Origin of the sequence: Streptomyces cyaneofuscatus (genome assembly GCF_033109485.1) — a bacterium.
Classification (GTDB): Bacteria; Actinomycetota; Actinomycetes; order Streptomycetales; family Streptomycetaceae; genus Streptomyces; species Streptomyces cyaneofuscatus.
Window position 1 is genome coordinate 4,089,976 of record NZ_CP137002.1, and the last position, 21,332, is coordinate 4,111,307.

21 protein-coding genes and 1 tRNA gene are annotated in these 21,332 nt (G+C 70.3%); 13 read left to right on the top strand and 9 right to left on the bottom strand.

Going from position 1 to position 21,332, the window contains the following annotated elements:
• The first annotated feature begins 112 nt into the window (after positions 1-112).
• Positions 113-1,018, top strand: a complete 906-nt coding sequence (locus R2B67_RS18080; protein ID WP_018513894.1) for a rhomboid family intramembrane serine protease — start codon at positions 113-115, stop codon at positions 1,016-1,018.
• Between the two features lie 292 nt (positions 1,019-1,310).
• On the opposite strand, the gene crgA is transcribed toward R2B67_RS18080, so the two are convergent.
• Positions 1,311-1,565: a cell division protein CrgA gene (gene crgA, locus R2B67_RS18085; RefSeq protein ID WP_018513895.1), complete on the bottom strand. Its 255-nt coding sequence runs from the start codon at positions 1,563-1,565 to the stop codon at positions 1,311-1,313.
• Between the two features lie 142 nt (positions 1,566-1,707).
• On the opposite strand from crgA, the gene R2B67_RS18090 reads away from it, so the two are divergent.
• From R2B67_RS18090 to R2B67_RS18115, 6 genes are all read left to right on the top strand, one after another.
• On the top strand, positions 1,708-2,475 hold the full coding sequence (locus R2B67_RS18090) for a DUF881 domain-containing protein (protein ID WP_317819505.1): 768 nt from the start codon (positions 1,708-1,710) through the stop codon (positions 2,473-2,475).
• Positions 2,476-2,506: 31 nt separating this feature from the next.
• Positions 2,507-3,211: a class E sortase gene (locus tag R2B67_RS18095; protein ID WP_381074318.1), complete on the top strand. Its 705-nt coding sequence runs from the start codon at positions 2,507-2,509 to the stop codon at positions 3,209-3,211.
• Between the two features lie 89 nt (positions 3,212-3,300).
• Positions 3,301-3,489 carry a hypothetical protein gene (locus R2B67_RS18100; protein WP_018513898.1) on the top strand — a complete coding sequence of 63 codons (189 nt, stop codon included), beginning with the start codon at positions 3,301-3,303 and terminating at the stop codon, positions 3,487-3,489.
• Complete coding sequence (locus R2B67_RS18105; protein WP_018513899.1) at positions 3,486-4,124, top strand: aminodeoxychorismate/anthranilate synthase component II; 639 nt, start codon at positions 3,486-3,488, stop codon at positions 4,122-4,124. The genes R2B67_RS18100 and R2B67_RS18105 overlap by 4 nt, the downstream gene beginning before the upstream one ends.
• Entirely contained in the window at positions 4,121-5,356 is a 1,236-nt protein-coding gene (locus R2B67_RS18110; RefSeq protein WP_317819508.1) for a class E sortase, read from the top strand. Before R2B67_RS18105 ends, R2B67_RS18110 begins: the two co-directional genes overlap by 4 nt.
• 25 nt (positions 5,357-5,381) lie before the next feature.
• Positions 5,382-6,110: a class E sortase gene (locus R2B67_RS18115; protein ID WP_018513901.1), complete on the top strand. Its 729-nt coding sequence runs from the start codon at positions 5,382-5,384 to the stop codon at positions 6,108-6,110.
• 102 nt (positions 6,111-6,212) lie between these two features.
• On the opposite strand, the gene pknB is transcribed toward R2B67_RS18115, so the two are convergent.
• The 6 genes from pknB to R2B67_RS18145 form a co-directional block, all read right to left on the bottom strand.
• On the bottom strand, positions 6,213-8,216 hold the full coding sequence (gene pknB, locus R2B67_RS18120) for a Stk1 family PASTA domain-containing Ser/Thr kinase (RefSeq protein ID WP_237326850.1): 2,004 nt from the start codon (positions 8,214-8,216) through the stop codon (positions 6,213-6,215).
• A gap of 172 nt (positions 8,217-8,388) precedes the next feature.
• Positions 8,389-9,846, bottom strand: coding sequence for a peptidoglycan D,D-transpeptidase FtsI family protein (locus tag R2B67_RS18125; protein WP_109978578.1), 1,458 nt, complete (start codon positions 9,844-9,846; stop codon positions 8,389-8,391).
• On the bottom strand, positions 9,843-11,243 hold the full coding sequence (locus tag R2B67_RS18130) for an FtsW/RodA/SpoVE family cell cycle protein (protein ID WP_317819511.1): 1,401 nt from the start codon (positions 11,241-11,243) through the stop codon (positions 9,843-9,845). The genes R2B67_RS18125 and R2B67_RS18130 overlap by 4 nt, the downstream gene beginning before the upstream one ends.
• 22 nt (positions 11,244-11,265) lie before the next feature.
• Positions 11,266-12,714: a Stp1/IreP family PP2C-type Ser/Thr phosphatase gene (locus R2B67_RS18135; RefSeq protein WP_018513905.1), complete on the bottom strand. Its 1,449-nt coding sequence runs from the start codon at positions 12,712-12,714 to the stop codon at positions 11,266-11,268.
• A 135-nt stretch (positions 12,715-12,849) separates the two neighbouring features.
• Entirely contained in the window at positions 12,850-13,368 is a 519-nt protein-coding gene (locus R2B67_RS18140) for an FHA domain-containing protein FhaB/FipA (protein ID WP_003967913.1), read from the bottom strand.
• A 10-nt stretch (positions 13,369-13,378) separates the two neighbouring features.
• On the bottom strand, positions 13,379-14,233 hold the full coding sequence (locus R2B67_RS18145) for an FHA domain-containing protein (RefSeq protein WP_109978576.1): 855 nt from the start codon (positions 14,231-14,233) through the stop codon (positions 13,379-13,381).
• Positions 14,234-14,551: 318 nt separating this feature from the next.
• Here R2B67_RS18145 and R2B67_RS18150 point away from each other — a divergent pair.
• Together R2B67_RS18150 and R2B67_RS18155 are read left to right on the top strand one after the other, a co-directional pair.
• A tRNA-Leu gene (locus R2B67_RS18150) sits at positions 14,552-14,634 on the top strand.
• 304 nt (positions 14,635-14,938) lie between these two features.
• On the top strand, positions 14,939-15,802 hold the full coding sequence (locus R2B67_RS18155; protein WP_317819514.1) for a ScbR family autoregulator-binding transcription factor: 864 nt from the start codon (positions 14,939-14,941) through the stop codon (positions 15,800-15,802).
• A 128-nt stretch (positions 15,803-15,930) separates the two neighbouring features.
• On the opposite strand, the gene R2B67_RS18160 is transcribed toward R2B67_RS18155, so the two are convergent.
• On the bottom strand, positions 15,931-16,542 hold the full coding sequence (locus R2B67_RS18160; RefSeq protein ID WP_317819518.1) for an FMN-dependent NADH-azoreductase: 612 nt from the start codon (positions 16,540-16,542) through the stop codon (positions 15,931-15,933).
• Between the two features lie 135 nt (positions 16,543-16,677).
• Here R2B67_RS18160 and R2B67_RS18165 point away from each other — a divergent pair, with 135 nt between their 5' ends.
• The 4 genes from R2B67_RS18165 (at position 16,678) to R2B67_RS18180 (ending at position 20,056) form a co-directional block, all read left to right on the top strand.
• Positions 16,678-17,031 carry a winged helix-turn-helix transcriptional regulator gene (locus tag R2B67_RS18165; RefSeq protein WP_317819519.1) on the top strand — a complete coding sequence of 118 codons (354 nt, stop codon included), beginning with the start codon at positions 16,678-16,680 and terminating at the stop codon, positions 17,029-17,031.
• 125 nt (positions 17,032-17,156) lie between these two features.
• Positions 17,157-18,629 (top strand): DUF2252 domain-containing protein, encoded by a 1,473-nt coding sequence (locus R2B67_RS18170; protein WP_317819521.1) that lies wholly within the window; start codon positions 17,157-17,159, stop codon positions 18,627-18,629.
• Between the two features lie 116 nt (positions 18,630-18,745).
• Positions 18,746-19,642 carry a J domain-containing protein gene (locus R2B67_RS18175; RefSeq protein WP_317819522.1) on the top strand — a complete coding sequence of 299 codons (897 nt, stop codon included), beginning with the start codon at positions 18,746-18,748 and terminating at the stop codon, positions 19,640-19,642.
• Positions 19,643-19,711: 69 nt separating this feature from the next.
• Positions 19,712-20,056: a rhodanese-like domain-containing protein gene (locus R2B67_RS18180; protein WP_317819523.1), complete on the top strand. Its 345-nt coding sequence runs from the start codon at positions 19,712-19,714 to the stop codon at positions 20,054-20,056.
• Between the two features lie 40 nt (positions 20,057-20,096).
• Here the strand turns inward: R2B67_RS18180 and R2B67_RS18185 are convergent, their stop codons facing one another.
• Entirely contained in the window at positions 20,097-21,245 is a 1,149-nt protein-coding gene (locus R2B67_RS18185; protein ID WP_317819524.1) for an acyl-CoA dehydrogenase family protein, read from the bottom strand.
• Positions 21,246-21,332 lie beyond the last annotated feature (87 nt).

A 21,332-nucleotide genomic window follows, 5' to 3' on the forward strand; every position in this document is an offset into this window, starting at 1 on the left:
CCGCTCCGACGGGAACCAACCGCCCCGCCCGTCCGTACTGTTACATAGCGGACCAGCGGGGCGGCCGTGCGTGCGGTGCCCCGGGGTGAGACCGAGAGGCAGGCCAGGACCGATGGACCAGCAGCCGCCGGCGGGCCGGGGCGTACCGGAGGGCGGGGAAGCCGTGCCGACGTGTTACCGGCACCCCGACCGGGAGACCGGGATCAGCTGCACGCGCTGCGAGCGGCCGATCTGCACCGAGTGCATGGTCAGCGCCTCCGTCGGCTTCCAGTGCCCCGACTGCGTACGCCAGGGCTCGGGCACCGGCCACCACCCGGCCGCGAGCATGCCCCGCACGCTGGCCGGCGGCACCGTGGCCGCCGATCCGCGGCTGGTCACCAAGATCCTGCTCGGCATCAACCTCGCGGTCTTCGTCCTGGTCGCGGCCGCTCCGGAGTCCCTGCTCAACGATCTGGTGCTGCTCGGCCGGGCCTGGGACCCGACGCCGCCGCCCGGCTCGATCGAAGGCATCGCCGAGGGCCAGTGGTATCGCCTGGTGACCTCGATGTTCCTCCACCAGGAGGTGTGGCACATCGGGTTCAACATGCTGGGGCTGTGGTGGCTCGGCGGGCCGCTGGAGGCGGCGCTCGGCCGGGTCCGCTATCTCGCGCTCTATCTGCTCTCCGGGCTCGCGGGCAGTGCCCTGACCTATCTGATCGCCGCGCCGAACCAGCCGTCGCTCGGGGCCTCCGGTGCGATCTTCGGCCTGCTGGGCGCCACCGCGGTGCTGATGCGCCGGATGAACTACGACATGCGCCCGGTGCTGATCCTGCTGGCGCTGAACCTGGTCTTCACCTTCACCATGGGCGGGATCGCCTGGGAGGCGCATGTCGGCGGTCTCGTCGCGGGCGTCCTGATCGCGATAGGGCTGGTGCACGCACCGCGCGAGCACCGTACGGCTGTGCAGGCCGGGGCCTGTGCGCTGGTGCTGCTGGCGTCGGTGGCGATCATCGCGGCCCGCACGATGTCCCTGAGCTGAGCCGCGTTCGTAGCGCTCATGGGGGCGGGAAGGAGGCCTCTGCCCCCAGGGCAGACCCCAGTTGTCCACAGTGAGGGCGGGATCTTGTGCATGGCAAGGGGAACATCTGTGCCCACCGTCGCTGAGCTGGGTTTTTCCTGCAGGAAAACGAGGTGCAGCCCCCCTCGGAGAGGGAGGCTGCAGTCACACCGGCGTCAACTTGAGTGCAGGTTATCCACAGATCGTCTGACCTTTTCCCCCGGCTGTGGATAACTCTGTGGGTAACTCAGGGCAAGGCTTGCGTGAGGGCGCGCTACTTCCACTGCGTGGAGACGGCGAAGCCACCGGCGATGAAGCCGAAGCCCACGACGATGTTCCAGTTGCCCAGGGCGTCGATCGGCAGATCGCCTTCGGTCACGTAGAACACCACGATCCAGGCCAGCCCGATGAGGAACAGGGCCAGCATCACCGGAGCGACCCAACTGCGGTTGGTCAGCTTTATAGCGGTTGCCTGCTTCGCCGCGGGCGGCGTGAAGTCGGCCTTCTTGCGGATACGTGACTTCGGCACGAGGGACTCTCCTGTCGATGCGCTGCGTGACCGCGCAGGGATCTGTGGCGGGCGCCGGGGCGGGGATGCCAGGGGGCATGCTGCCTCCCCCGGGCGTCCGTTAGCGTAGTGCTTCCATGGCGCCCGATGAGATAAGGGTACGTTGAGCAATTCTGCCGACTCTCCCGAAGGCCCGGTCCGGCACACCTCCGTGTGGGCGGCCCGGGGGCTCACCGCTGCCGTTTTCGCCCTGGCCGGACTGATCTTCGTCACCAGCGCCAACACGGCCAAGGGCACCAACCTGCGCAGCGACTCCTCCTTGCTCAAGCTCTCCGACCTGATCAAGGAACGCAGCGAGAACAACGCCGAGCTGAACGACTCAGTCGCCTCCGCGCGGGCGGACATCGACGCGCTCGCCCAGCGCGACGACGGCTCCACCGAGGCCGAGGACGCCAAGCTGAAGGCCCTGGAGAAGGCGGCCGGCACCACGAAGATCACCGGCGACGCCGTCAGCGTCACCCTCAACGACGCGCCCCCCGACGCCACCGCCAACCCCGGCTACCCCGAGCCCCAGCCCAACGACCTGGTCATCCACCAGCAGGACCTCCAGGCCGTGGTGAACGCCCTCTGGCAGGGCGGGGCGCGCGGGATCCAGGTGATGGACCAGCGGCTGATCTCCACCAGCGCGGTCCGCTGCGTCGGCAACACCCTGATCCTCCAGGGCCGCGTCTACTCCCCGCCGTACAAGGTCACCGCCGTGGGCGACCCCGACAAGCTCAAGCAGGCGCTCAACAACTCCACGGCGATCCAGAACTACCAGCTGTACGTGAAGGCGTACGGGCTGGGCTGGAAAGTCGACGAGGACGACGCGGTGACTCTTCCCGGCTACTCGGGCACAGTGGACCTCCACCACGCGAAGCCTGTGGAGTGAACCCGAGCTGATCCCCCGGGGAGGCCGTCCGGTGTCGTCACGACTGTCGGCGCGATCGTTACGGCTCGTCGTCAGAACCTTCAGTGAACTGTGCATCACCGTGGGCGCCTTGATCATCCTGTTCGTCGCCTACGTTCTGCTGTGGACGGGCGTCAAGGCAGCCGACGCGGCCGAGGGCGAGATCGAGACGCTCCACAGCCGCTGGGCCCAGGAGCCCGCGGCCCTTTCCCCCGGCCCCTCCTCGTCCCCGTCCCCGGCCCCGTACCGCGACGGAAAGCCCTTCGCGACGCTGCACATCCCCCGCTTCGGCGCCGGCTGGGAGTGGCCCGTCCTGGAGAACACCGAGGCCAGGACCTTGCAGAAGGGGCTCGGCCACTACAGCGGCACCGCCCGCCCGGGGGAGACCGGCAACTTCGCGGTCGCCGGGCACCGCCGGACCTACGGAGACCCCTTCAAGGACTTCCCCCGGCTGCGCCCCGGGGACGCGGTGATCGTCAACGACGGCACGACCTGGTTCACGTACCGCATCGCCAAGGAGCCCTACCGGACCGTGCCCACCGACACCGCCGTCGTCGACCCCGTCCCCCGCCGGTCCGGCTTCGAGGGGCCCGGCCGCTACCTGACGCTCACCACGTGCGAGCCCGAGTGGGGCAGCAGCCACCGGCTGATCGCCTGGGCCCACCTGGACGCGACGCGGCCGGTGAGCGAGGGGAAGCCGCCGGACCTTACCGGCTGACCCGGGCCCGGCCGGGGTTTTCCACAGGCTGCCCCACGCTCCGGCCGCGGCACTCTAGTCTGGTGCGGGTACCGAATGAAGGGGTCAGCATGTACGGCTGGATCTGGCGGCATCTGCCGGGCAACGCATGGGTGCGCGGCGTCATCGCCCTCGTGCTGGTTCTGGCGGTCGTCTACGCGCTGTTCCAGTACGTCTTCCCCTGGGCGGAGCCGCTGCTCCCGTTCGGTGAAGTGACCGTCGACGGCGCGAGCGCCGGTGGGGCAGGAGCCGGGCAGTGAGCGCACGCATCCTCGTCGTGGACAACTACGACAGCTTCGTCTTCAACCTCGTCCAGTACCTGTACCAGCTCGGCGCCGAGTGCGAGGTGCTGCGCAACGACGAGGTGACCACCGCCCACGCCCAGGACGGCTTCGACGGCGTCCTGCTCTCCCCCGGCCCCGGCACGCCCGAGCAGGCCGGGGTCTGCGTGGAGATGGTGCGCCACTGCGCGGACACCGGCGTTCCGGTCTTCGGCGTCTGCCTGGGGATGCAGTCCATGGCCGTCGCGTACGGCGGTGTCGTCGACCGGGCCCCCGAGCTGCTGCACGGCAAGACCTCGCCCGTGGACCACGAGGGCAAGGGCGTCTTCGCCGGGCTGCCCTCCCCCTTCACCGCCACCCGCTACCACTCGCTCGCCGCCGAACCGGCCGCGCTGCCCCCGGAGCTGGAGGTCACGGCCCGCACGGCGGACGGCATCATCATGGGGCTCCGCCACCGGGACCGGGCCGTGGAGGGCGTGCAGTTCCACCCCGAGTCGGTCCTCACCGAGTACGGACACCTGATGCTCGCCAACTGGCTGGAGCAGTGCGGCGACCAGGGGGCCGTCGCGCGGTCGGCGGGGCTCGCGCCGGTGGTGGGCAAGGCCGCGGCGTGACCACCCGCCCCGAGGACGACACCGGACTTCAGGGCCCGCCGCTGCCCGATCCGCTCAACGACCCGCTGCCCGGGCAGCACGCCTCCCCGTGGTTCCGGAGCGGGACCGTCCAGGGGGACGCGGGCGGCGGACGGCAGGGCGTGGCGCCGGTGGAGGGGACTGTGCCGCCTACGCCGGCGTACGGGGGGCCTCAGGCGCCGCAGGGGGCCCCGAACGAGTGGTACGACCCCGAGGGGTACCGACGGGACTGGTACGGCTCCCAGCAGGCCCCTGCGCCCCCTGCCGCGCCCTCTCCCGCGCCTTCCCCTGCGCCCTCTCCCGCACCTTCTCCTGTGGCGGCTCCGGCCGACGAGACCCTGGGGTTGCGGACCGCGGACACCCGCCGAATAGTGGCGGAGCCGTACGAACGGTCCGAGCCGGTCACCGGAGGGCGGGCCGAGCGGCGCCGGGCGGCCAAGGGGCGCGGTGGCCGCCGCCCCGCCCCGCCGGCCGGGCATGCCACCGCGCCCTCCGCCCCCATGTCCCGGATGGAGGCGCGACGCGCGGCGAAGGCGGCCAAGGACAGTCCGGCCGTGGTCGCCAGCCGGGCCGTCGGCGAGATCTTCATCTCGCTGGGCGTCCTGATGCTGCTGTTCGTCACCTACCAGCTCTGGTGGACCAACATCCGGGCCGAGCAGATCGCCGGCCAGGAGAAGAGCAAGATCCAGGAGGAGTGGGCCAAGGGGGCGGGCAAGCCCGGGGTGTTCGCGCCGGGCCAGGGCTTCGCCATCATGCACATCCCCAAGCTGGACGTCGTCGTTCCGATTGCCGAGGGCATCAGCAACGAGAAGGTCCTCGACCGGGGCATGCTCGGCCACTACGGCGAGGGCAAGCTGAAGACGGCGATGCCCGAGGACAAGCAGGGCAACTTCGCCGTGGCGGGCCACCGCAACACCCACGGCGAACCGTTCCGCTACGTCAACAAGCTCACCCCCGGCGACCCGATCGTGGTCGAGACGAGGGACGCGTACTACACGTACGAGATGACCAGCGTCCTGCCCTCGACCGTGCCGTCCAACATCTCGGTGATCGAACCGATCCCGGTCGGATCGGGGTTCACCAAGCCCGGCCGGTACATCACGCTGACCACCTGCACCCCGGAGTTCACGAGTACCTACCGGCTGATCGTCTGGGGCAAGATGGTCGACGAACGGCCGCGCAGCGAGGGGAAGCCCAAGGCGCTCGTGGGCTGAACATCATCACGACAGGGGCGGTGCGGTGACGGCGAGGACCGAGCACGACGAGCGGACCGACGTGTCCGCGCCCCCCGCGCCCCGGCCGAGCAGGCACCCCATCGCCACGGCCGTCAGCGTCTTCGGGGAGCTCCTGATCACCGCGGGCCTGGTGCTCGCGCTCTTCGTCGCGTACTCGCTGTGGTGGACCAACGTGCTCGCCGACCGCGAGGCCGACCGGCAGGGTGACACGGTCCGCAGCAAGTGGGCGGACGGGCCGGGCGCCCTGGACACCAAGGACGGCATCGGCTTCCTGCACGTCCCCGCCATGAAGAACGGCGAGGTGCTGGTCAAGAAGGGCACCGACCCCAAGACCCTGAACAACGGCATCGCGGGCTACTACACGGACCCCATCCCCTCCGCCCTCCCCTGGGACGACGAGGGCAACTTCACGCTGGCCGCGCACCGGGACGGCCACGGCGCCAAGTTCCACAACATCGACAAGCTGAAGAACGGTGACGCGCTGGTCTTCGAGACCAAGGACACCTGGTACGTGTACAAGGTCTACAAGTCGCTCCCCGAGACCACGAAGTTCAACGTCGACGTGATCCAGCCGGTCCCGGAGGAGTCGGGCGTCAAGAAGCCCGGCCGCTACATCACGCTGACGACCTGCACCCCGGTCTACACCTCGAAGTACCGCTACATCGTCTGGGGCGAGCTGGAGCGTACGGAGAAGGTCGACAAGGACCGTACGAAGCCGGTGGAGCTGCTCTAGCCGTCTCCTTCGCACGCACGGGTCATGAGGAAGGGCCCCGGTCACCATCGATGGTGACCGGGGCCCTTCTTCGCGTGCCTACGCGGCCTGCGGGCGGGTGGGCTACCTGCCCGACGGGCCTCCGAAGATGCCTCCGCCGCCCTGGTCCCCGCCGCCGCCCGGGGTGGCGAAGATGTTGACCGCCGAGTTCTTGTCCACGGTCTCACCGACCCCCGGCTGCACGACGGCCACGACGGCGTTGTCCTCCTGCGACCCCTGGACGTTGCCGACCTGCAGGCCCGCCTCCTGGAGCTTCGCCTTGGCCTCGCCGAGCGTCAGGCCCTGGATCTGCGGGACCTGGGTCTTCTCCGGCTCCGGCGGCTCCGTCGGCTCGACCGGGCCCTTGGAGACCTTGAGGACGATCTGCGCGTCCTTGGCGTGCTTGCCGGGCTGCGGGGTCTGCTCGATGACCGTGTCCTTCGGCTCCTCGGAGTCGACGTCGGTCCGCGAGATGTTGGTGAAGCCGATGCCCCGCAGCTGCTGTTCCGCCGCCGCGAAGGTGCGCGTGCGCATGTCGGGCAAGTCCAGGGTCTCCTTCTTGGCGACCGTGATGGTCACCTCGGAGCCGTCCTCCGCCTGACTGCCGCCGTCGGGCTTCTGCTTGATCACCGTGCCCTCGGCCTTATCGGACTCGACCGCGGTCACGTTGACCGTGAAGCCCTTGTCCTCCAGGGCCTTGCGGGCGCCGTCCTCGGACTTCTCCAGGACGTCGGGCACCTCGATCTTCGGGGCGCCGGTGGAGACCATGACCTCGACGGTCCCGTTCTCCTCCATCTCGCCGTTCTCGGGGGTCTGCGAGCAGATGTCGCCCTTCTCCTGCTGTTCGCACGGCTCCTCGCCGGCGACCTTCAGGACGACCCCGGCTCTCTCGACGAGCTGTTCCGCCTCCTTGACGGTGGAGCCGACCAGGTTCGGCACGGGGACCTGGTTGTCGTTGCCGCTGTCGCTGAAGACGGCCCGGCCGATGAGGATCGCGCCGATGAGCACCAGGATGCCCGCGACGACCAGCAGGATCGTCGAGGTGTTGCTCTTCTTCTGCGGCTGGCGCCGACGGCTCGCGCGGTCGTCGTAGCCGTAGCCGCCGTCGTCCGGGTTGACCGGCGGCAGCATCGACGTCGGGGCGTTGTTCGGGTCGGTCGGGCGCAGGGCGGTGGTGGGCTGGTCGGCGTTGTAGCCGTCGTAGCCCCCGTACCCCGCGGCGCCCATCGCCGCGGCTGCCGCGACCGGCCGGCCGTCGAGGCAGGCCTCGATGTCGGCCCGCATCTCGTCGGCGGACTGGTAGCGGTAGTCGGGGTCCTTGGTGAGCGCCTTCAGCACGATCGCGTCCATCTCGGGCGTGATCTCGGGGTCGAAGTTGCTCGGCGGCTGCGGCTCCTCGCGCACGTGCTGGTAGGCCACGGCGACGGGCGAGTCCCCGACGAACGGGGGCCGGACCGCGAGGAGCTCGTAGAGGAGGCAGCCGGTGGAGTACAGGTCGGAGCGCGCGTCGACCTGCTCGCCCTTGGCCTGCTCCGGGGAGAGGTACTGGGCGGTGCCGATGACCGCGGCGGTCTGCGTCATGGTCATGCCGGAGTCGCCCATGGCCCGGGCGATGCCGAAGTCCATGACCTTGACCTGGCCGGTGCGCGTCAGCATGACGTTGGCCGGCTTGATGTCGCGGTGGACGATCTGCGCGCGGTGCGAGTACTCCAGCGCCTGCAGGATGCCGACCGTCATCTCCAGCGTGCGCTCGGGCAGCAGCCGGCGTCCGGAGTGCAGGAGCTCCCGCAGGGTCGACCCGTCGACGTACTCCATCACGATGTACGGGATGGAAACCCCATCGACGTAGTCCTCGCCGGTGTCGTAGACGGCGACGATCGCGGGGTGGTTGAGCGAGGCGGCCGACTGGGCCTCACGGCGGAACCGGGCCTGGAAGGACGGATCGCGGGCCAGGTCGGCCCGGAGCGTCTTCACAGCTACGGTGCGGCCGAGCCGGGTGTCGTGGGCGAGGTAGACCTCGGCCATGCCACCACGGCCGAGCACCGAGCCCAGCTCGTACCGGCCGCCGAGGCGACGCGGCTCTTCCATAACTGTTCCAGCCCTCTCCGTCAGTCCTGACCGCACCCGTGTGTGTGGTCCGGCGGTGCGCTGTTCGCGCATACGCTACCGGGCACGGGTGGAGTGATCAGCCCGCACCCGTCAGCCGATATCCGACCGGTATCCGATGTCCGGAATGGGCGGGCGGAAGCCGTGACGGGTCTCACTGCTTGCCGTCGACGACCGCCTTCATCACGTCACGCGCGATCGGGGCGGCCAGCCCGCCACCGGAGATGTCGTCCCGGTTGGCGTTGCCGTCCTCGACCACGACGGCGACGGCGACCGGGGAGCCGTTGGCGGTCTTCGCGTACGAGATGAACCAGGCGTACGGCTTCTCGCTGTTGTTCAGACCGTGCTGGGCGGTACCGGTCTTGCCGCCCACTGTGACGCCGGGGATCTGTGCCCTGGTTCCCGTACCGTCCTTGACGACGGTCTCCATCATCTGCTGGACCTTCTGGGCGTTCTCCCCGGACAGCGCGCGGCCGAGCTCTTCGGGTTCGGCGGTGTAGATGTCGTCCAGGTTGGGCGCCTGGCGCTTGGCGACCATGTACGGCTGCATCAGCTTGCCGTCGTTGGCGATGGCGGAGGCCACCATGGCCATCTGGAGCGGGGTGGTCCGGTTGGACGCCTGGCCGATGCCGGCCATCGCGTTCTGCGGCTTGTTGTCCTCGGGGTAGATGCTCGCGTCGGCGCGGACGGGGGTGAAGACTTCCTTGTTGAAGCCGAACTTGTCCGTCTGCTCGATCATCTTCTTGTTGCCGAGGTCGTCGCTGATCTTCCCGAAGACGGAGTTGCACGACACCCGCAGGGCTTCGCGCAGCGAGGCGTCCTTGCAGGGGATGTTGCCCTCGTTCTGGAGCGGGATCTGCGTCTGCGGCAGCGTCCAGGGCAGCGGGGAGTCGGTCTTGGCGTCGATGTCGTCGTAGAGCCCGTTCTCCAGGGCGGCGGCGGCGGTGACGACCTTGAAGGTGGAGCCGGGGGGGTAGGTCTCGCGCAATGCCCGGTTGAGCATCGGCTTGTCCTTGTCCTTCAGGAGCTTCTGCCGGGCGTCCGAGTCTTCGAGCGAGTTCCCGGCGAAGACCGAGGGGTCGTACGACGGGGTGCTCGCGAGAGCCAGAATCGCACCGGTCTGCGGGTCAAGGGCGACGACGGCGCCCTTCTTCTCGCCGAGCCCCTTGAAGGCCGCCTTCTGCGCCGCGCCGTTGAGGGTGGTGACGACGTTGCCGCCCTGCTTCTTCTTCCCGGTGAACATCGACAGCGTCCGGTCGAAGAACAGCTGGTCGCTGTTGCCGGTGAGGATGCCGTCCTCGAGGTTCTCCAGCTGCGAGGAGTCGAAGGCCTGGGAGGAGTACCCGGTCACGGGGGCCCAGAGGGGGCCGTCCTTCCAGACCCGCTTGTACTTGAAGTCCCCGTCCTCGGTCTCGGCAGAGCCGGTGACCGCCTTGCCGTCCACGATGATGTCGCCCCGCTCGTGGGCGTAGCGCTCGATCTGGACGCGGCGGTTGTACTTGTGGCTGTTCAGCTCGTCCGCACGGACGTACTGGAGCCAGTTGTCCCGGATCAGGAGGGCCAGGACGAGGATTCCGCAGAAGATCGCGATCCGGCGCAGTGGCTTGTTCACGGTCGGACCACCTGCGTCATCTCTGCGTCGGTCGAGGGTGCGGGCGCCGGGGCCGGGCGGCGTGCGGTGTCGCTGATCCGGATCAGGATGGCGATCAGGGCCCAGTTGGCCAGTACGGAGGAACCGCCCGCCGCCAGGAACGGCATCGTCATACCGGTGAGCGGGATGAGACCCATCACACCGCCGGCCACGACGAACACCTGGATGGCGAAAGACCCGGAGAGGCCGATGGCCAGGAGCTTGCCGAACGGGTCGCGGGCCGCCAGCGCGGTGCGCACGCCGCGCTCCACGATCAGGCCGTAGATGAGGAGCACACCCATCATCCCGGCGAGCCCCAGCTCCTCGCCGACGGTGGCGAGGATGAAGTCGGAGTTGGCGGCGAAGCCGATCAGGTCGGAGTGGCCCTGTCCGAGACCGGTCCCGAGGGTGCCTCCGGAGCCGAAGGCCATCAGGGACTTGGCCATCTGCTCGCTCGCCGGCTCCACGCCCCAGCCCGCGAACGGGTCGAGCCACGCGGTGACGCGCTGCTGGACGTGCGGTTCGAACGAGGCGACGCCGACAGCACCGATCGCGGACATCAGCAGACCGAAGACGATCCAGCTGGTGCGCTCGGTGGCGACGTACAGCATCACGACGAACATGCCGAAGAAGAGCAGCGAGGAGCCGAGGTCGGTCTCGAAGACCAGGATCAGGATCGAGAAGGCCCAGACCATCAGGATCGGGCCCAGGTCGCGGCCGCGGGGCAGGTAGAGACCCATGAAGCGGCGGCTGGCCAGAGCCAGGGCGTCCCGCTTGACCATCAGGTAGCCCGCGAAGAACACCGCGATGATGATCTTGGCGAACTCGCCGGGCTGGAGCGTACCGACGCCGGGGATCTTGATCCAGATCTTGGCGCCGTTCACCGCGGGGAAGAACATCGGCAGGATCAGCAGGAACAGCGCCACGAGCATGGAGATGTACGTGTACCGCTGGAGGATGCGGTGGTCCTTCAGGACGGCCAGGACCGCGACGAGCATGCCCACGCCGATCGCCGAGAACAGCAACTGCTTCGAGGCAGCGGGGGCGAAAGTCTTCAGAGCCTGGAACCGGTCGGACTGGTCCAGGCGCCAGATGATCGCCAGGCCGAGGCCGTTCAGGAGCACGGCCAGGGGCAGCAGCAGCGGGTCGGCGTACTTGGCGAACCTCCGCACCGCGAGGTGGGCGACGCCGCCGAGCAGGGCGAGCCCCGCTCCGTAACCGAGCATGCCCGAGGGCAGCTCGCCGTTGAGGGCGAGGCCCACGTTGGCGTAGGCGAACACCGAGATGGCGACGGCGAAGATGACGAGCGCCAGCTCGGTGTTGCGGCGGCTCGGTGCGTCGATCGCGCCGATGGTGGTCGTGTTGGTGACAACGCTCATGGTGCTGAAGGCCCCCTACGGCTTACTGCTTACCGCACTGCGGGACCAGCTTCTTCTCTTCCTCCGAGAGGCTGGGGCCGGGAGTGGGAGTCGCGGTGTTCGGCTTGGTCCCCGTGGTGGGGGGAGTGGCGGAATTCTCGGCCTCGGCCTCGGCCGCGCGGCGCTGCGCGTCCTTCTTGCAGGCGGATGCCTGGGCGGCGAGCTCGTCGACCTTCTTGCGGGCGTCGGTGATGCTGCCCTCGGCGATCGTCGCCTCGACCTGCTTGCGCTGGTACGGCGGCAGGTACTTGAGCTCGATCTCGGGGTGGTTCTTCTCGACCTCGGAGAGCGAGATCCAGGCGAGGTCCTGGCTGATGCCGCGGAACAGCGCCACGTTCTCGTTCTGCGCGCCGACGTAGAACTGGGTCTGCGTCCAGCGGTAGCCGCCGTAGAGGCCGCCGCCGATCACGCCGAGGATCAGCACGGTGAAGACGGACCGCTTGAGCCACTTACGGCCGCCGCGCGGCTTGGCCAGGTCGTCGTCCGTGTAGGAGTCGTACGAGCCGTCCGGCATGGAGCCGTAGCCGGAGTCACCGCTGCCGGGCGGGCCGAAGCCGCCCGAGGGGGGCGGGACGGGGCGGCCGAGACCGGCCGCGCGGCCGGCCGGGGTCTGCATGGCCCCGCCGTCGTTCAGCACCGTCTGGTTCTCCGCGACCGCGCCGACGACGACCGGGGTGTCGCTGAGCCGGCCGGCCAGGGTGTCGTTGTTGTCGACGTCCAGGACGTCGGCCACGATGCAGGTGATGTTGTCGGGGCCGCCGCCGCGCAGAGCGAGCTGGATGAGCTCCTGGATGGTCTCCTGCGGGCCCTGGTAGCTGGCCAGGGTCTCTTCCATCGTCTGGTGCGAGACCACGCCGGAGAGGCCGTCGGAGCAGATCAGATAGCGGTCGCCGGCGCGGACCTCACGGATGGAGAGGTCCGGCTCGACGTGGTCGCCGCTGCCCAGCGCCCGCATCAGCAGGGAGCGCTGCGGGTGGGTCGTGGCCTCTTCCTCGGTGATGCGGCCCTCGTCGACGAGGCGCTGCACCCAGGTGTGGTCCTGGGTGATCTGGGTCAGGACGCCGTCGCGCAGCAGATACGCGCGGGAGTCGCCGACGTGCACCAGGCCGAGTCGCTGGCCGGTCCAGAGAAGGGCGGTGAGCGTGGTGCCCATGCCCTCCAGCTGGGGGTCCTCCTCGACCATGACGCGCAGCTGGTCGTTGGCCTGCTGCACGGCGGTGGCCAGTGAGGTCAGGATGTCCGAACCCGGGACGTCGTCGTCGAGCTGGACGAGCGTGGAGATCACCTCGGAGCTGGCGACCTCACCGGCCGCCTGGCCGCCCATGCCGTCGGCGATGGCGAGCAGACGGGGTCCGGCATAGCCGGAGTCCTCGTTCCCCTCCCGGATCATGCCCTTGTGCGATCCGGCGGCGAAGCGCAGGGACAGACTCATGCGCACCTGCCCCGTCGACGCCGCGTCGGGGTACAGCCTGTCTCGAGCCACACTGCCCACCCTCCGGTCGGGAACCGGGCAGCGTCCGTCGTCCAGGCCGCTGCGGCTCGCTCGCTCCGCTCGCTCATTGTCGTACTACTTCCGCAGCTCGATGACGGTCTTGCCGATACGGATCGGCGCGCCCAGCGGAACAGGCGTCGGGGTGGTGAGCCGGGTCCGTTCCAGATACGTGCCGTTGGTGGACCCGAGATCCTCCACGATCCACTGGCCGTCCCGGTCGGGGTAGATCCTGGCATGCCTGCTGGACGCGTAGTCGTCGTCCAGCACGATCGTCGAATCGTGGGCCCGGCCCAAAGTGATGGTCTGGCCCTGGAGCGCGACCGTGGTGCCCGTGAGGGTGCCTTCGGACACGACCAGCTTGGTGGGTGCCCCGCGGCGCTGGCGCCCGGGCTGCTGGCGCTGCTGGGGCGGCGCCGCTTGTTGTTGTTGGCGGCCCTGTTGCGGGCGCGCGTCGGCGGCAGTGCGGCGTGAGCCGCGCTGCGTGACGCGCGTTCCGAACAGGTCGCTGCGGATGACCTGGACGGCCACGATCACGAACAGCCACAGAACAGCCAGGAAACCTAGCCGCATGACCGTCAGGGTCAGCTCTGACATTGCCCCCGCTTCACCCTTCGGCTTGCCGGTAAACGATGGTGGTGCTTCCCACGACGATCCGTGAGCCGTCGCGGAGCGTAGCGCGGGTGGTGTGCTGCCCGTCCACCACGATGCCGTTGGTGGACCCGAGATCCTGGATCGTCGAGGGCGTTCCGGTCCGGATCTCACAGTGCCGGCGCGATACGCCGGGGTCGTCGATCCGCACGTCGGCGTCGGTGGATCGTCCCATCACCAACGTCGGGCGGGAAATCTGATGGCGTGTGCCGTTGATCTCGATCCAGCGCCGCACCTGGGCGTCCGGCAGGGCGCCGGGCCCGGCCGGGGGCCGCCGGTCGCTCGCGGGGGCCGAGGGCCGTCCACCGCCGGGCGGCGGGGCCGCGGGCATCGGCGGAGCGGCGGCCGGCGGGTAGCCGTAGCCACCGGGGGCCTGCGGGGCGGGCCGCCCGGGGGCGGGCCGCTGGGGCTGGTCGAACTGGTCCTGCTGTGACGAACTCGACGCCAGGGTGCGGCTGCGCACCCGGTAGAGACCGGTGTCGAGGTCGTCGGCCTTCTCCAGGTGGACCTTGATCGGCCCCATGAAGGTGTAGCGCTGCTGCTTGGCGTAGTCGCGCACCAGGCCGGACAGCTCGTCGCCCAGCTGTCCCGAGTACGGGCTGAGCCGCTCGTAGTCGGGAGTGGAGAGCTCGACGATGAAGTCATTGGGGACGACGGTCCGCTCGCGGTTCCAGATCGTCGCGTTGTTGTCGCACTCCCGCTGGAGAGCTCCCGCGATCTCCACCGGCTGCACCTCGGACTTGAAGACCTTGGCGAAGGTGCCGTTGACCAGCCCTTCGAGGCGCTGCTCGAAACGCTTCATGACCCCCATGGGGCACCTCCTCCGGTGTCATCGTCCCTGTACTGCTTACTGATCGTATCCACGCGTCGGGAAATCGGCTGGTTCCCCTTCTCTGCCCTGTGGATGAGTGTCACCCCTCACACGGATCGTAGAGGTGGCCTCCTCACAGTGTCCCGCACACGCGATGCTCTCTGGAGGAGTGGGGGCGGTCGCTCCGCGTTCCCGCTTCCCCTCCCGGGATCGGCGAAACAACGGATGTGAATCCACCCTGTCCAGCGTGCTAATCTTCCGGATGTCGCCAGGCGCTCGCACCACACAGGTGAGAGAGAGTCTGGAAACACCACTCTTGCGCGAGTGGCGGAACGGCAGACGCGCTGGCTTCAGGTGCCAGTGTCCTTAGGGACGTGGGGGTTCAAATCCCCCCTCGCGCACAACGGCAGTCGCTTGCGACTGTGAGTTGATTCGGGAGAACCCCCGCTTCGGAGAGATCCGGAGCGGGGGTTCTTCGTTGTTGCGTCGTCGGTTCGCCGGCCGGCTGTGTCGGCGGTGGTGAGGCGGGGTAAACAGGGCGTGCGGTCGGTATGCCCGCCGGAACCCTGGGCGCTCACTGGAGCGGTTTCCGGACAGACCGATGGTCTGCGGGGCGGCGTCCATGCATACGCTGACCGCAGAGGCTGGATCGACGGCTGCTCGGCAGTGAAGGGCTGAGCGCACAGAACGTCCCGGAGGCAGGAAATGGCGAAGCAGGCTCGCGCGGTGCAGACGTGGCGGTCGATCGTGGATGCCGCGGCGAGTGTCTTCGACGACTACGGCTACGAGCGTGCCGCCATCTCGGAGATCCTCCGCCGGGCCAAGGTGACCAAGGGGGCGTTGTACTTCCACTTCGCGTCCAAGGAGGCCATCGCCCAGGCGATCATGGACGAGCAGACCTCCACGGTCGATTTCGCCCAGGAGGGATCGCCGCTCCAGTCGCTGGTCGACGGGGGCCAGCAGTTCGCCTACGCCCTGCGCCACAACGCGATGGCGCGCGCCGGGACCCGCCTCTCCATCGAAGGTGTCTTCCTCGGCGGGCCGCACCCCTGGGGCGACTGGATCGACGCGACGGCCCGGATGCTGGAGCTGGGCAAGGAGCGGGGCGAGGTGCTGCCGCATGTCGATCCGATGGTGTCGGCCAAGGTCATCGTGGCGTCGTTCACCGGTATCCAGCTGATATCGGAAGCCGACTCCGGTCGGGCGGATCTGCGCGAGCAGGTGGCCGAGATGTGGCGCCATCTTCTTCCGTCGATCGCCCACCCCGGTGTCATCGCGCACATCAAACCGGAGGGTCGGGTGGATCTCGCGGCCCAGGCGCGCGAGAAGGCGGAGCAGGCCGAGCGGGAGGCCCGGGAGATCGCCGCCGCCGCGGAGGCGGCCCGTGGGGCCGCCGCTGCCGGCCGGAACGGTGGGGGAGCCGGGGGCGGCCCGCGCGGCGGTGGGGGCGGTCGCGGTACGCGGGACCAGCCCGAGGGGGAAGGTGCCGACGAACCTGCCGGGGCCGGGGCCGGGGCCGGGGCCGATTCCGAGGTCGGGGCGACGGCGGCGGCCGGTGGGCGGATCTGACCGGACGGGCTGTGCCGTGCCGTGCCCTGCTGTGCTTCGTTTCACGTGAAACGTCCGGTTGAACACAGGGCCGCGGGACTCGATCGAGTCCCGCGGCCCTGTGTTTCGTTGTTGCGGTACCCGCCGGATCAGGCGGCGAGGCGGGTGGCGAGGGCCTTGGCCTTCTGCCGGGCCTCGTCGAAGGCCTTGGCGCGGGAGGCCTCGGCGAGCGGGACCAGCTCGGCCATCGACGGCTGCGTGTGGGCGAGGGTCAGCTCCGGAACGATGAAGTCCACCTCGGCGGAGAACATGCTCGTGAGCAGCTTCTCCAAGTAATTCTGGACAAATTCGAAGTCCTCGCGCGGGGTGCCCGGCGCGTACGAGCCGCCGCGGCTGGCGACGACGGTCACCGGGGTCCCCGCGACGGGGGAGTCCGGTCCCGTGTTGTGGCCGACGACGATCACCTGGTCCAGCCAGGCCTTCAGGGTCGACGGGATCGTGAAGTTGTACATCGGGGCACCGATCAGGACGGCGTCCGCCGCCGCCAGCTCCTCGGCGAGCTCCCGGCGCAGCGGGTCGTCGGCGCCCGCGACCACCGCTGCCGCGTTCAGGTGGGGTACCGGGTCGGCGGCGAGATCGCGGTGGACGACGGTCCCGTCCGGGTTCTCGTCGCGCCAGGTCTGGACGAACGCGGCGGTGACGTCCCGGGACGCGGAGCCCTGCGGGAGGACGGCGGAGTCGAGGTGCAGAAGCGTGGCCATGGGGATCTCCACAGAGAGCGAAGGGGATGGGTGGCGGCGGATGACGGGCACGCCACCCCTTTCCGTACGTAACTACTAATAGCATAGTCCCTTACTTTTCATAAGTGACCTACGGTGGCGCAGTACCCTGGGGGTATGGCAGATCACAGCGAGCAGACCTGTCGGCGGGTCGATGTGGGCATCAGTCGCGTCTTCGAACTGTTCGGCAAGCGCTGGACCGGGCCGATCGTCTCGGTGCTGCTCCAGCGGCCTGTGCACTTCGCGGAGTTGCGCCGCGCGATTCCCGGGATCAGCGAGCGCATGCTCTCGGACCGGCTGACCGAGCTCGGGGCGGCCGGCCTGGTGATCCGTGAGGTCGACGAGGGGCCGCCGCTGCGCGTCGCGTACCGCCTCACCGAGTCCGGCGCCGCGATGGAGCCGGCGCTCAAGGAGCTCGGGCAGTGGGCGGACACGTACCTCGCGGAACCGGAGCCGGGCACCGGCTGCTGAGACCGCGCTGAGACATCCGACGAGGGCTCCGACGAGGGCTCCGACCGGTGCTTACGGCCGCAGGGGGAACGGCGGTACGGTCGTGCTCGGTCGGAGAGTTGACGAGGCGGGGGAGGCGACGCTCCATGGGCGTCATCGAAGGCGTGGGCGTGAGCGGCGCGGGGGCGGGCCCCGGTGCTGGGGCGGCTCCGGAAGATCGGCCCGCGGGGGCGGAGCCCCGTATACCGGTCGTGCCCGGGTTCGCCCGGCGCGGGGAGGCGGGTTTTGCCAAGGCCGCGGGCAAGGCGCTCCGCGACCGGGTTCCGCGTTCCGCGCACGGTTCGCTGGTCCTGCCGTCGGGCCGTCCCGACGCGCTGCGGGCCGTCGAGGAGTCCAACCGGGGCCGGGTGCCGGGGCTCGCGCCGATCCGGGTCGGACGGATGGCCGCCTCACCCTTCGCCTTCCTGCGCGGCTCGGCCGGGCTGATGGCCCACGACCTGATGGGGACCCCGGTCACCGGGGTGGGCGCCCAGCTCTGCGGCGACGCACATGCCGCCAACTTCGGCCTGTACGGCGATGCCCGGGGCAACCTGGTCATCGACCTCAACGACTTCGACGAGACCGTCTTCGGCCCCTGGGAGTGGGACCTCAAGCGGCTCGCCACCTCGCTCGTGCTGGCGGGCCGGACCGCCGGGGCGGACGAGGAGACCTGCCGTAAGGGCGCGTACGACACCGTCGGCGCCTACCGGCGCACGATGCGGCTGCTGGCGCGCCTGCCCGCGCTCGACGCCTGGAACGCCATCGCGGACGAGGAGCTCGTCTCCCACACGGACGCCCGGGATCTGGTCGGCACCCTGGAGAAGGTCTCGGAGAAGGCCCGCAGGAACACCAGCGCCCGGTTCGCCGCCCGGTCCACCGAGGACTGCCTCGACGGCGGACGGCGCTTCGTCGACGCCCTGCCGGTGCTGCGCCGGGTGCCGGACGCGGAGGCCTCGGCGGTCGCTGCGGGGCTCGGCGCCTACCTCTCCACCATCTCCGAGGACCGGGTGCCCCTGCTGGCGCGGTACGCGATCCACGACGTGGCCTTCCGCGTGGTCGGCACCGGCAGCGTCGGGACCCGCTCGTACGTGGTGCTGCTGCTCGACCACCGTGGGGAGCCGCTGGTGCTCCAGGTGAAGGAGGCGCGTCCGTCGGTGCTGGCGCCGTATCTGCCTGCGGTCGGCTTCGAGGCGCCGCAGGAGGAGCACGAGGGCCGTCGGGTGGTGCTCGGCCAGAAGCGGATGCAGGTCGTCAGCGACATCCTGCTCGGCTGGACGGACGTGGACGGCAGGCCGTACCAGGTGCGCCAGTTCCGTAACCGCAAGGGCAGCGTGGATCCCGCCGCGCTCACCGTCGAACAGGTCGACGACTACGGCCGGATGACCGGCGCCCTGCTGGCCCGCGCCCACTCCCACAGCGCCGATCCCCGGCTGCTCGCGGGCTACTGCGGCAAGAACGACGAGCTCGACGCGGCGGTGGCCGACTTCGCGGTAGCCTACGCCGACCGTACGGAGGCGGACCACGCCGAGCTGGAGCGGGCGATCAAGGCGGGCCGGGTGGCCGCCGAGCGGGGGATATGAGGGCGCCGCGGTGACCTGCTCCGGCCCGGTGTCCGCCGCGCCGGGCCGGAGGCGGGGACCGTGCGCTCACGGGCCGTGCGGTACGGGGCGTGCGGCCGTGGCCATACGCTGGACGGGTGACCCACGAAGCCGCCGGGGTGCCTCCCACCCGGAACGATGATGACCGGCAGGACGACGACAGGCCCGCCGAGCCGCAGCAGCCCGCACCGGAAGCCGCTGCGTCAGCAGGAGACGCCGCGCCGCGTCCCGAGGCGCGGCTGGCCAAGGCCGTGCAGGCCGCCGAGCAGGCGCTGATCGAGTTCGAGATCGCGGTGGAGACCTTCCGGGTGGAGGTCGAGAACTTCTCCCGGCTGCACCACCAGAAGCTCGGCCCGATGTACGCGCGCCTCGACGAGCTGGACGCGCAGATCGCCGAGGCGCGGGCCGCGAAGACCGGTGACCCCGAGGACCTGCGCAAGGCCAAGGAGGCGCGGGACATCGTCATGCCGATGCCCGGGGTCGACGAGCTCTTCCACGACTGGATGGACGGCGACGGGCTCTCCCCCGAGGCGTCCGCCATGCTCACCGAGCAGCCCGTACGGCCGCCGAAGCGGGTCAGGCCGAGCGAGGAGGCCCGCAAGCTCTACCGCGAGCTGGCCCGCAAGGCCCACCCGGACCTGGCCCAGGACGAGCCGGAGCGGGAGCGCCGGGACGAGTTCATCACCCGGGTGAACGCCGCCTACGGGCGCGGTGACGTCGAGCTGCTCAAGGAGCTGGCGGCCGAGTGGGCGGCGGGCCCGGCCCAGCCGCTCGCCCCGCTCGGCGAGAGCGAGGAGCTCTACGCCCGTCTTGAGTGGCTCAGCAGGCGCAAGGAGCTGCTCACGGTGCTCGCCAAGGAGCTGGAGGAGGGCGCGATCGGCTCGATGCTCCGGATGGCCCCGGACGACCCGGACCAGCTGCTGGAGGACATCGGGGAGCAGTTGCTGGGCGAGGTGTCCCGGCGGGAGGCCGAGCTCGCGGAGCTGGTGCAGTAGCGTTCCCGGTGACTTGGGGGGTCTCCGGCGGACCCCCGGCCCGCGTACGTACGAGAGAAGGCATGACCCATGAATTTCGCCCCGCTGCCCTCGGTGGACGTCGCTCAGGTGCCGCTCGACGGCCTGGTCCTGGACGTCCGTGAGAACGACGAGTGGGCGGCCGGTCATGTCGAGGGCGCGCTGCACATCCCGATGAGCGACTTCGTGGCGCGGTTCGGTGAGCTGACGGAGGCCGCCGGGGACGGCCGTCGCGTCCATGTGATGTGCCGGGTCGGCGGCCGGTCCGCCCAGGTCACGCAGTACCTGGTCCAGCAGGGGATCGACGCCGTCAACATCGACGGCGGCATGCTCGCCTGGGACGGGGCCGGGCGCCCGATGGTGGCGGACGACGGGGCCTCGGCCTTCGTCCTCTGAGCCTTCCCGCGGGCTCTCCTCTCCCTGCGCGCTCGCCGCGTCAGGCCAGTGGGTGGGCGGCCAGCAAGTCGCCCAGCGCCTCCTCGTGGGCCGCCGCCGGGCCGAGGGAGAGCTCGATCTGCTTCGCCCAGGCGTGGAAGCGGTGCAGCGGGTAGTCGGTGTCCGCGCCGAAGCCGCCGTGCAGGTGCTGGGCGGTCTGCACGATGCGGCGCACCCCGTCGGAGGCCCAGATCTTCGCCACGGCGATGTCGCCCGCCGGGGGCAGCGGGCCTCCGGCACCGGTGGAGATCCGCCAGGCGGCCTGCCAGAGCGTCACCTCCATGGCCCGCAGGTCGATGTACCGGTCGGCGGCCTGCACCGCGACCGCCTGGAACGTGGCGACGGGAAACCCGAACTGCTCGCGCTTCCCGGTGTATTCGGCGGTCATCGCGAGCACCCGCTCGCCCAGTCCGAGCGCCAGCGCGCAGGTCCCCGTGGTGAGCAGGTCCCGCAGCCACTCCCAGGCCCCGGGCGCGGCGATCAGTTCGCGCGCCTCCACACGTACGCCGTCGAGCCGCACCTCCGCCAGGCGTTCGCCGCTGGTGGAGACCTGGTCCGCGAGGGTGACGCCCCGGCGGGCGGGGTCCACGAGGGCCAGGACGGCCCGGCCTTCGCCGGTGTGGGCGGGGACGGCTATCCGGTCGGCCACCTGGGCCCAGGGGACCGCCGACTGCACGCCGTCCAGCACCCACCCCGAAGGAGCGGCCGCGGGGCCCTCCGGCCGCGCGGTGACGGCGAGTTCGGCCGGGTCGTGGCCCGTGCGCCCGTTGGCCCCGGCGGTCAGGACCAGCTCGCCCCGGACAGCCCGGGGCAGCAGCTCGGCCGCGAGGCCGCTCTCCCCGTACCGCTCGACGGCCATGGCGACCGCGCAGCTCTCCAGCAGCGGGACCCTGGCCAGGACCTTGGCCGACTCGCGCAGCACCAGGAAGAGCGCGACCGGGTCGAGCCCGGCGCCGCCGTACTCCTCCGGGAGCGTGAGGCCGAGCAGGTCCGAGCCCGCGAGCTCGCCCCACAGCCGGCGGTCGATGTCCTCGGCCACGGCCCCCGGCGTCAGCGCGGGGCTGGGCACGCTGTCGGGCGCGACGCCGGAGAAGACCGCCCGGGCCGCCTCCACGGCTGCCTGCTGTTCCTCGGTGAAGGTGAAGTCCACTGTCCCGGCCTCCCGTTGGCGCCTTGAAACCCGAACCTTCCTGACGGGCCGTCAAGATAGAACAGGTTCTAGGAGAAGGGAAGGCAG

What these genes read in the sequence shown, in the direction of transcription:
- R2B67_RS18180 (WP_317819523.1), top strand. Translation starts at nt 19,712, where the DNA reads ATGAATTTCGCCCCGCTGCCCTCGGTGGACGTCGCTCAGGTGCCGCTC.
- R2B67_RS18155 (WP_317819514.1), top strand. Translation starts at nt 14,939, where the DNA reads ATGGCGAAGCAGGCTCGCGCGGTGCAGACGTGGCGGTCGATCGTGGAT.
- R2B67_RS18165 (WP_317819519.1), top strand. Translation starts at nt 16,678, where the DNA reads ATGGCAGATCACAGCGAGCAGACCTGTCGGCGGGTCGATGTGGGCATC.
- R2B67_RS18140 (WP_003967913.1), bottom strand. Translation starts at nt 13,368, where the DNA reads ATGTCAGAGCTGACCCTGACGGTCATGCGGCTAGGTTTCCTGGCTGTT.
- pknB (WP_237326850.1), bottom strand. Translation starts at nt 8,216, where the DNA reads ATGGAAGAGCCGCGTCGCCTCGGCGGCCGGTACGAGCTGGGCTCGGTG.
- R2B67_RS18080 (WP_018513894.1), top strand. Translation starts at nt 113, where the DNA reads ATGGACCAGCAGCCGCCGGCGGGCCGGGGCGTACCGGAGGGCGGGGAA.
- R2B67_RS18100 (WP_018513898.1), top strand. Translation starts at nt 3,301, where the DNA reads ATGTACGGCTGGATCTGGCGGCATCTGCCGGGCAACGCATGGGTGCGC.
- R2B67_RS18170 (WP_317819521.1), top strand. Translation starts at nt 17,157, where the DNA reads ATGGGCGTCATCGAAGGCGTGGGCGTGAGCGGCGCGGGGGCGGGCCCC.
- R2B67_RS18130 (WP_317819511.1), bottom strand. Translation starts at nt 11,243, where the DNA reads ATGAGCGTTGTCACCAACACGACCACCATCGGCGCGATCGACGCACCG.
- R2B67_RS18145 (WP_109978576.1), bottom strand. Translation starts at nt 14,233, where the DNA reads ATGGGGGTCATGAAGCGTTTCGAGCAGCGCCTCGAAGGGCTGGTCAAC.
- R2B67_RS18160 (WP_317819518.1), bottom strand. Translation starts at nt 16,542, where the DNA reads ATGGCCACGCTTCTGCACCTCGACTCCGCCGTCCTCCCGCAGGGCTCC.
- R2B67_RS18135 (WP_018513905.1), bottom strand. Translation starts at nt 12,714, where the DNA reads ATGAGTCTGTCCCTGCGCTTCGCCGCCGGATCGCACAAGGGCATGATC.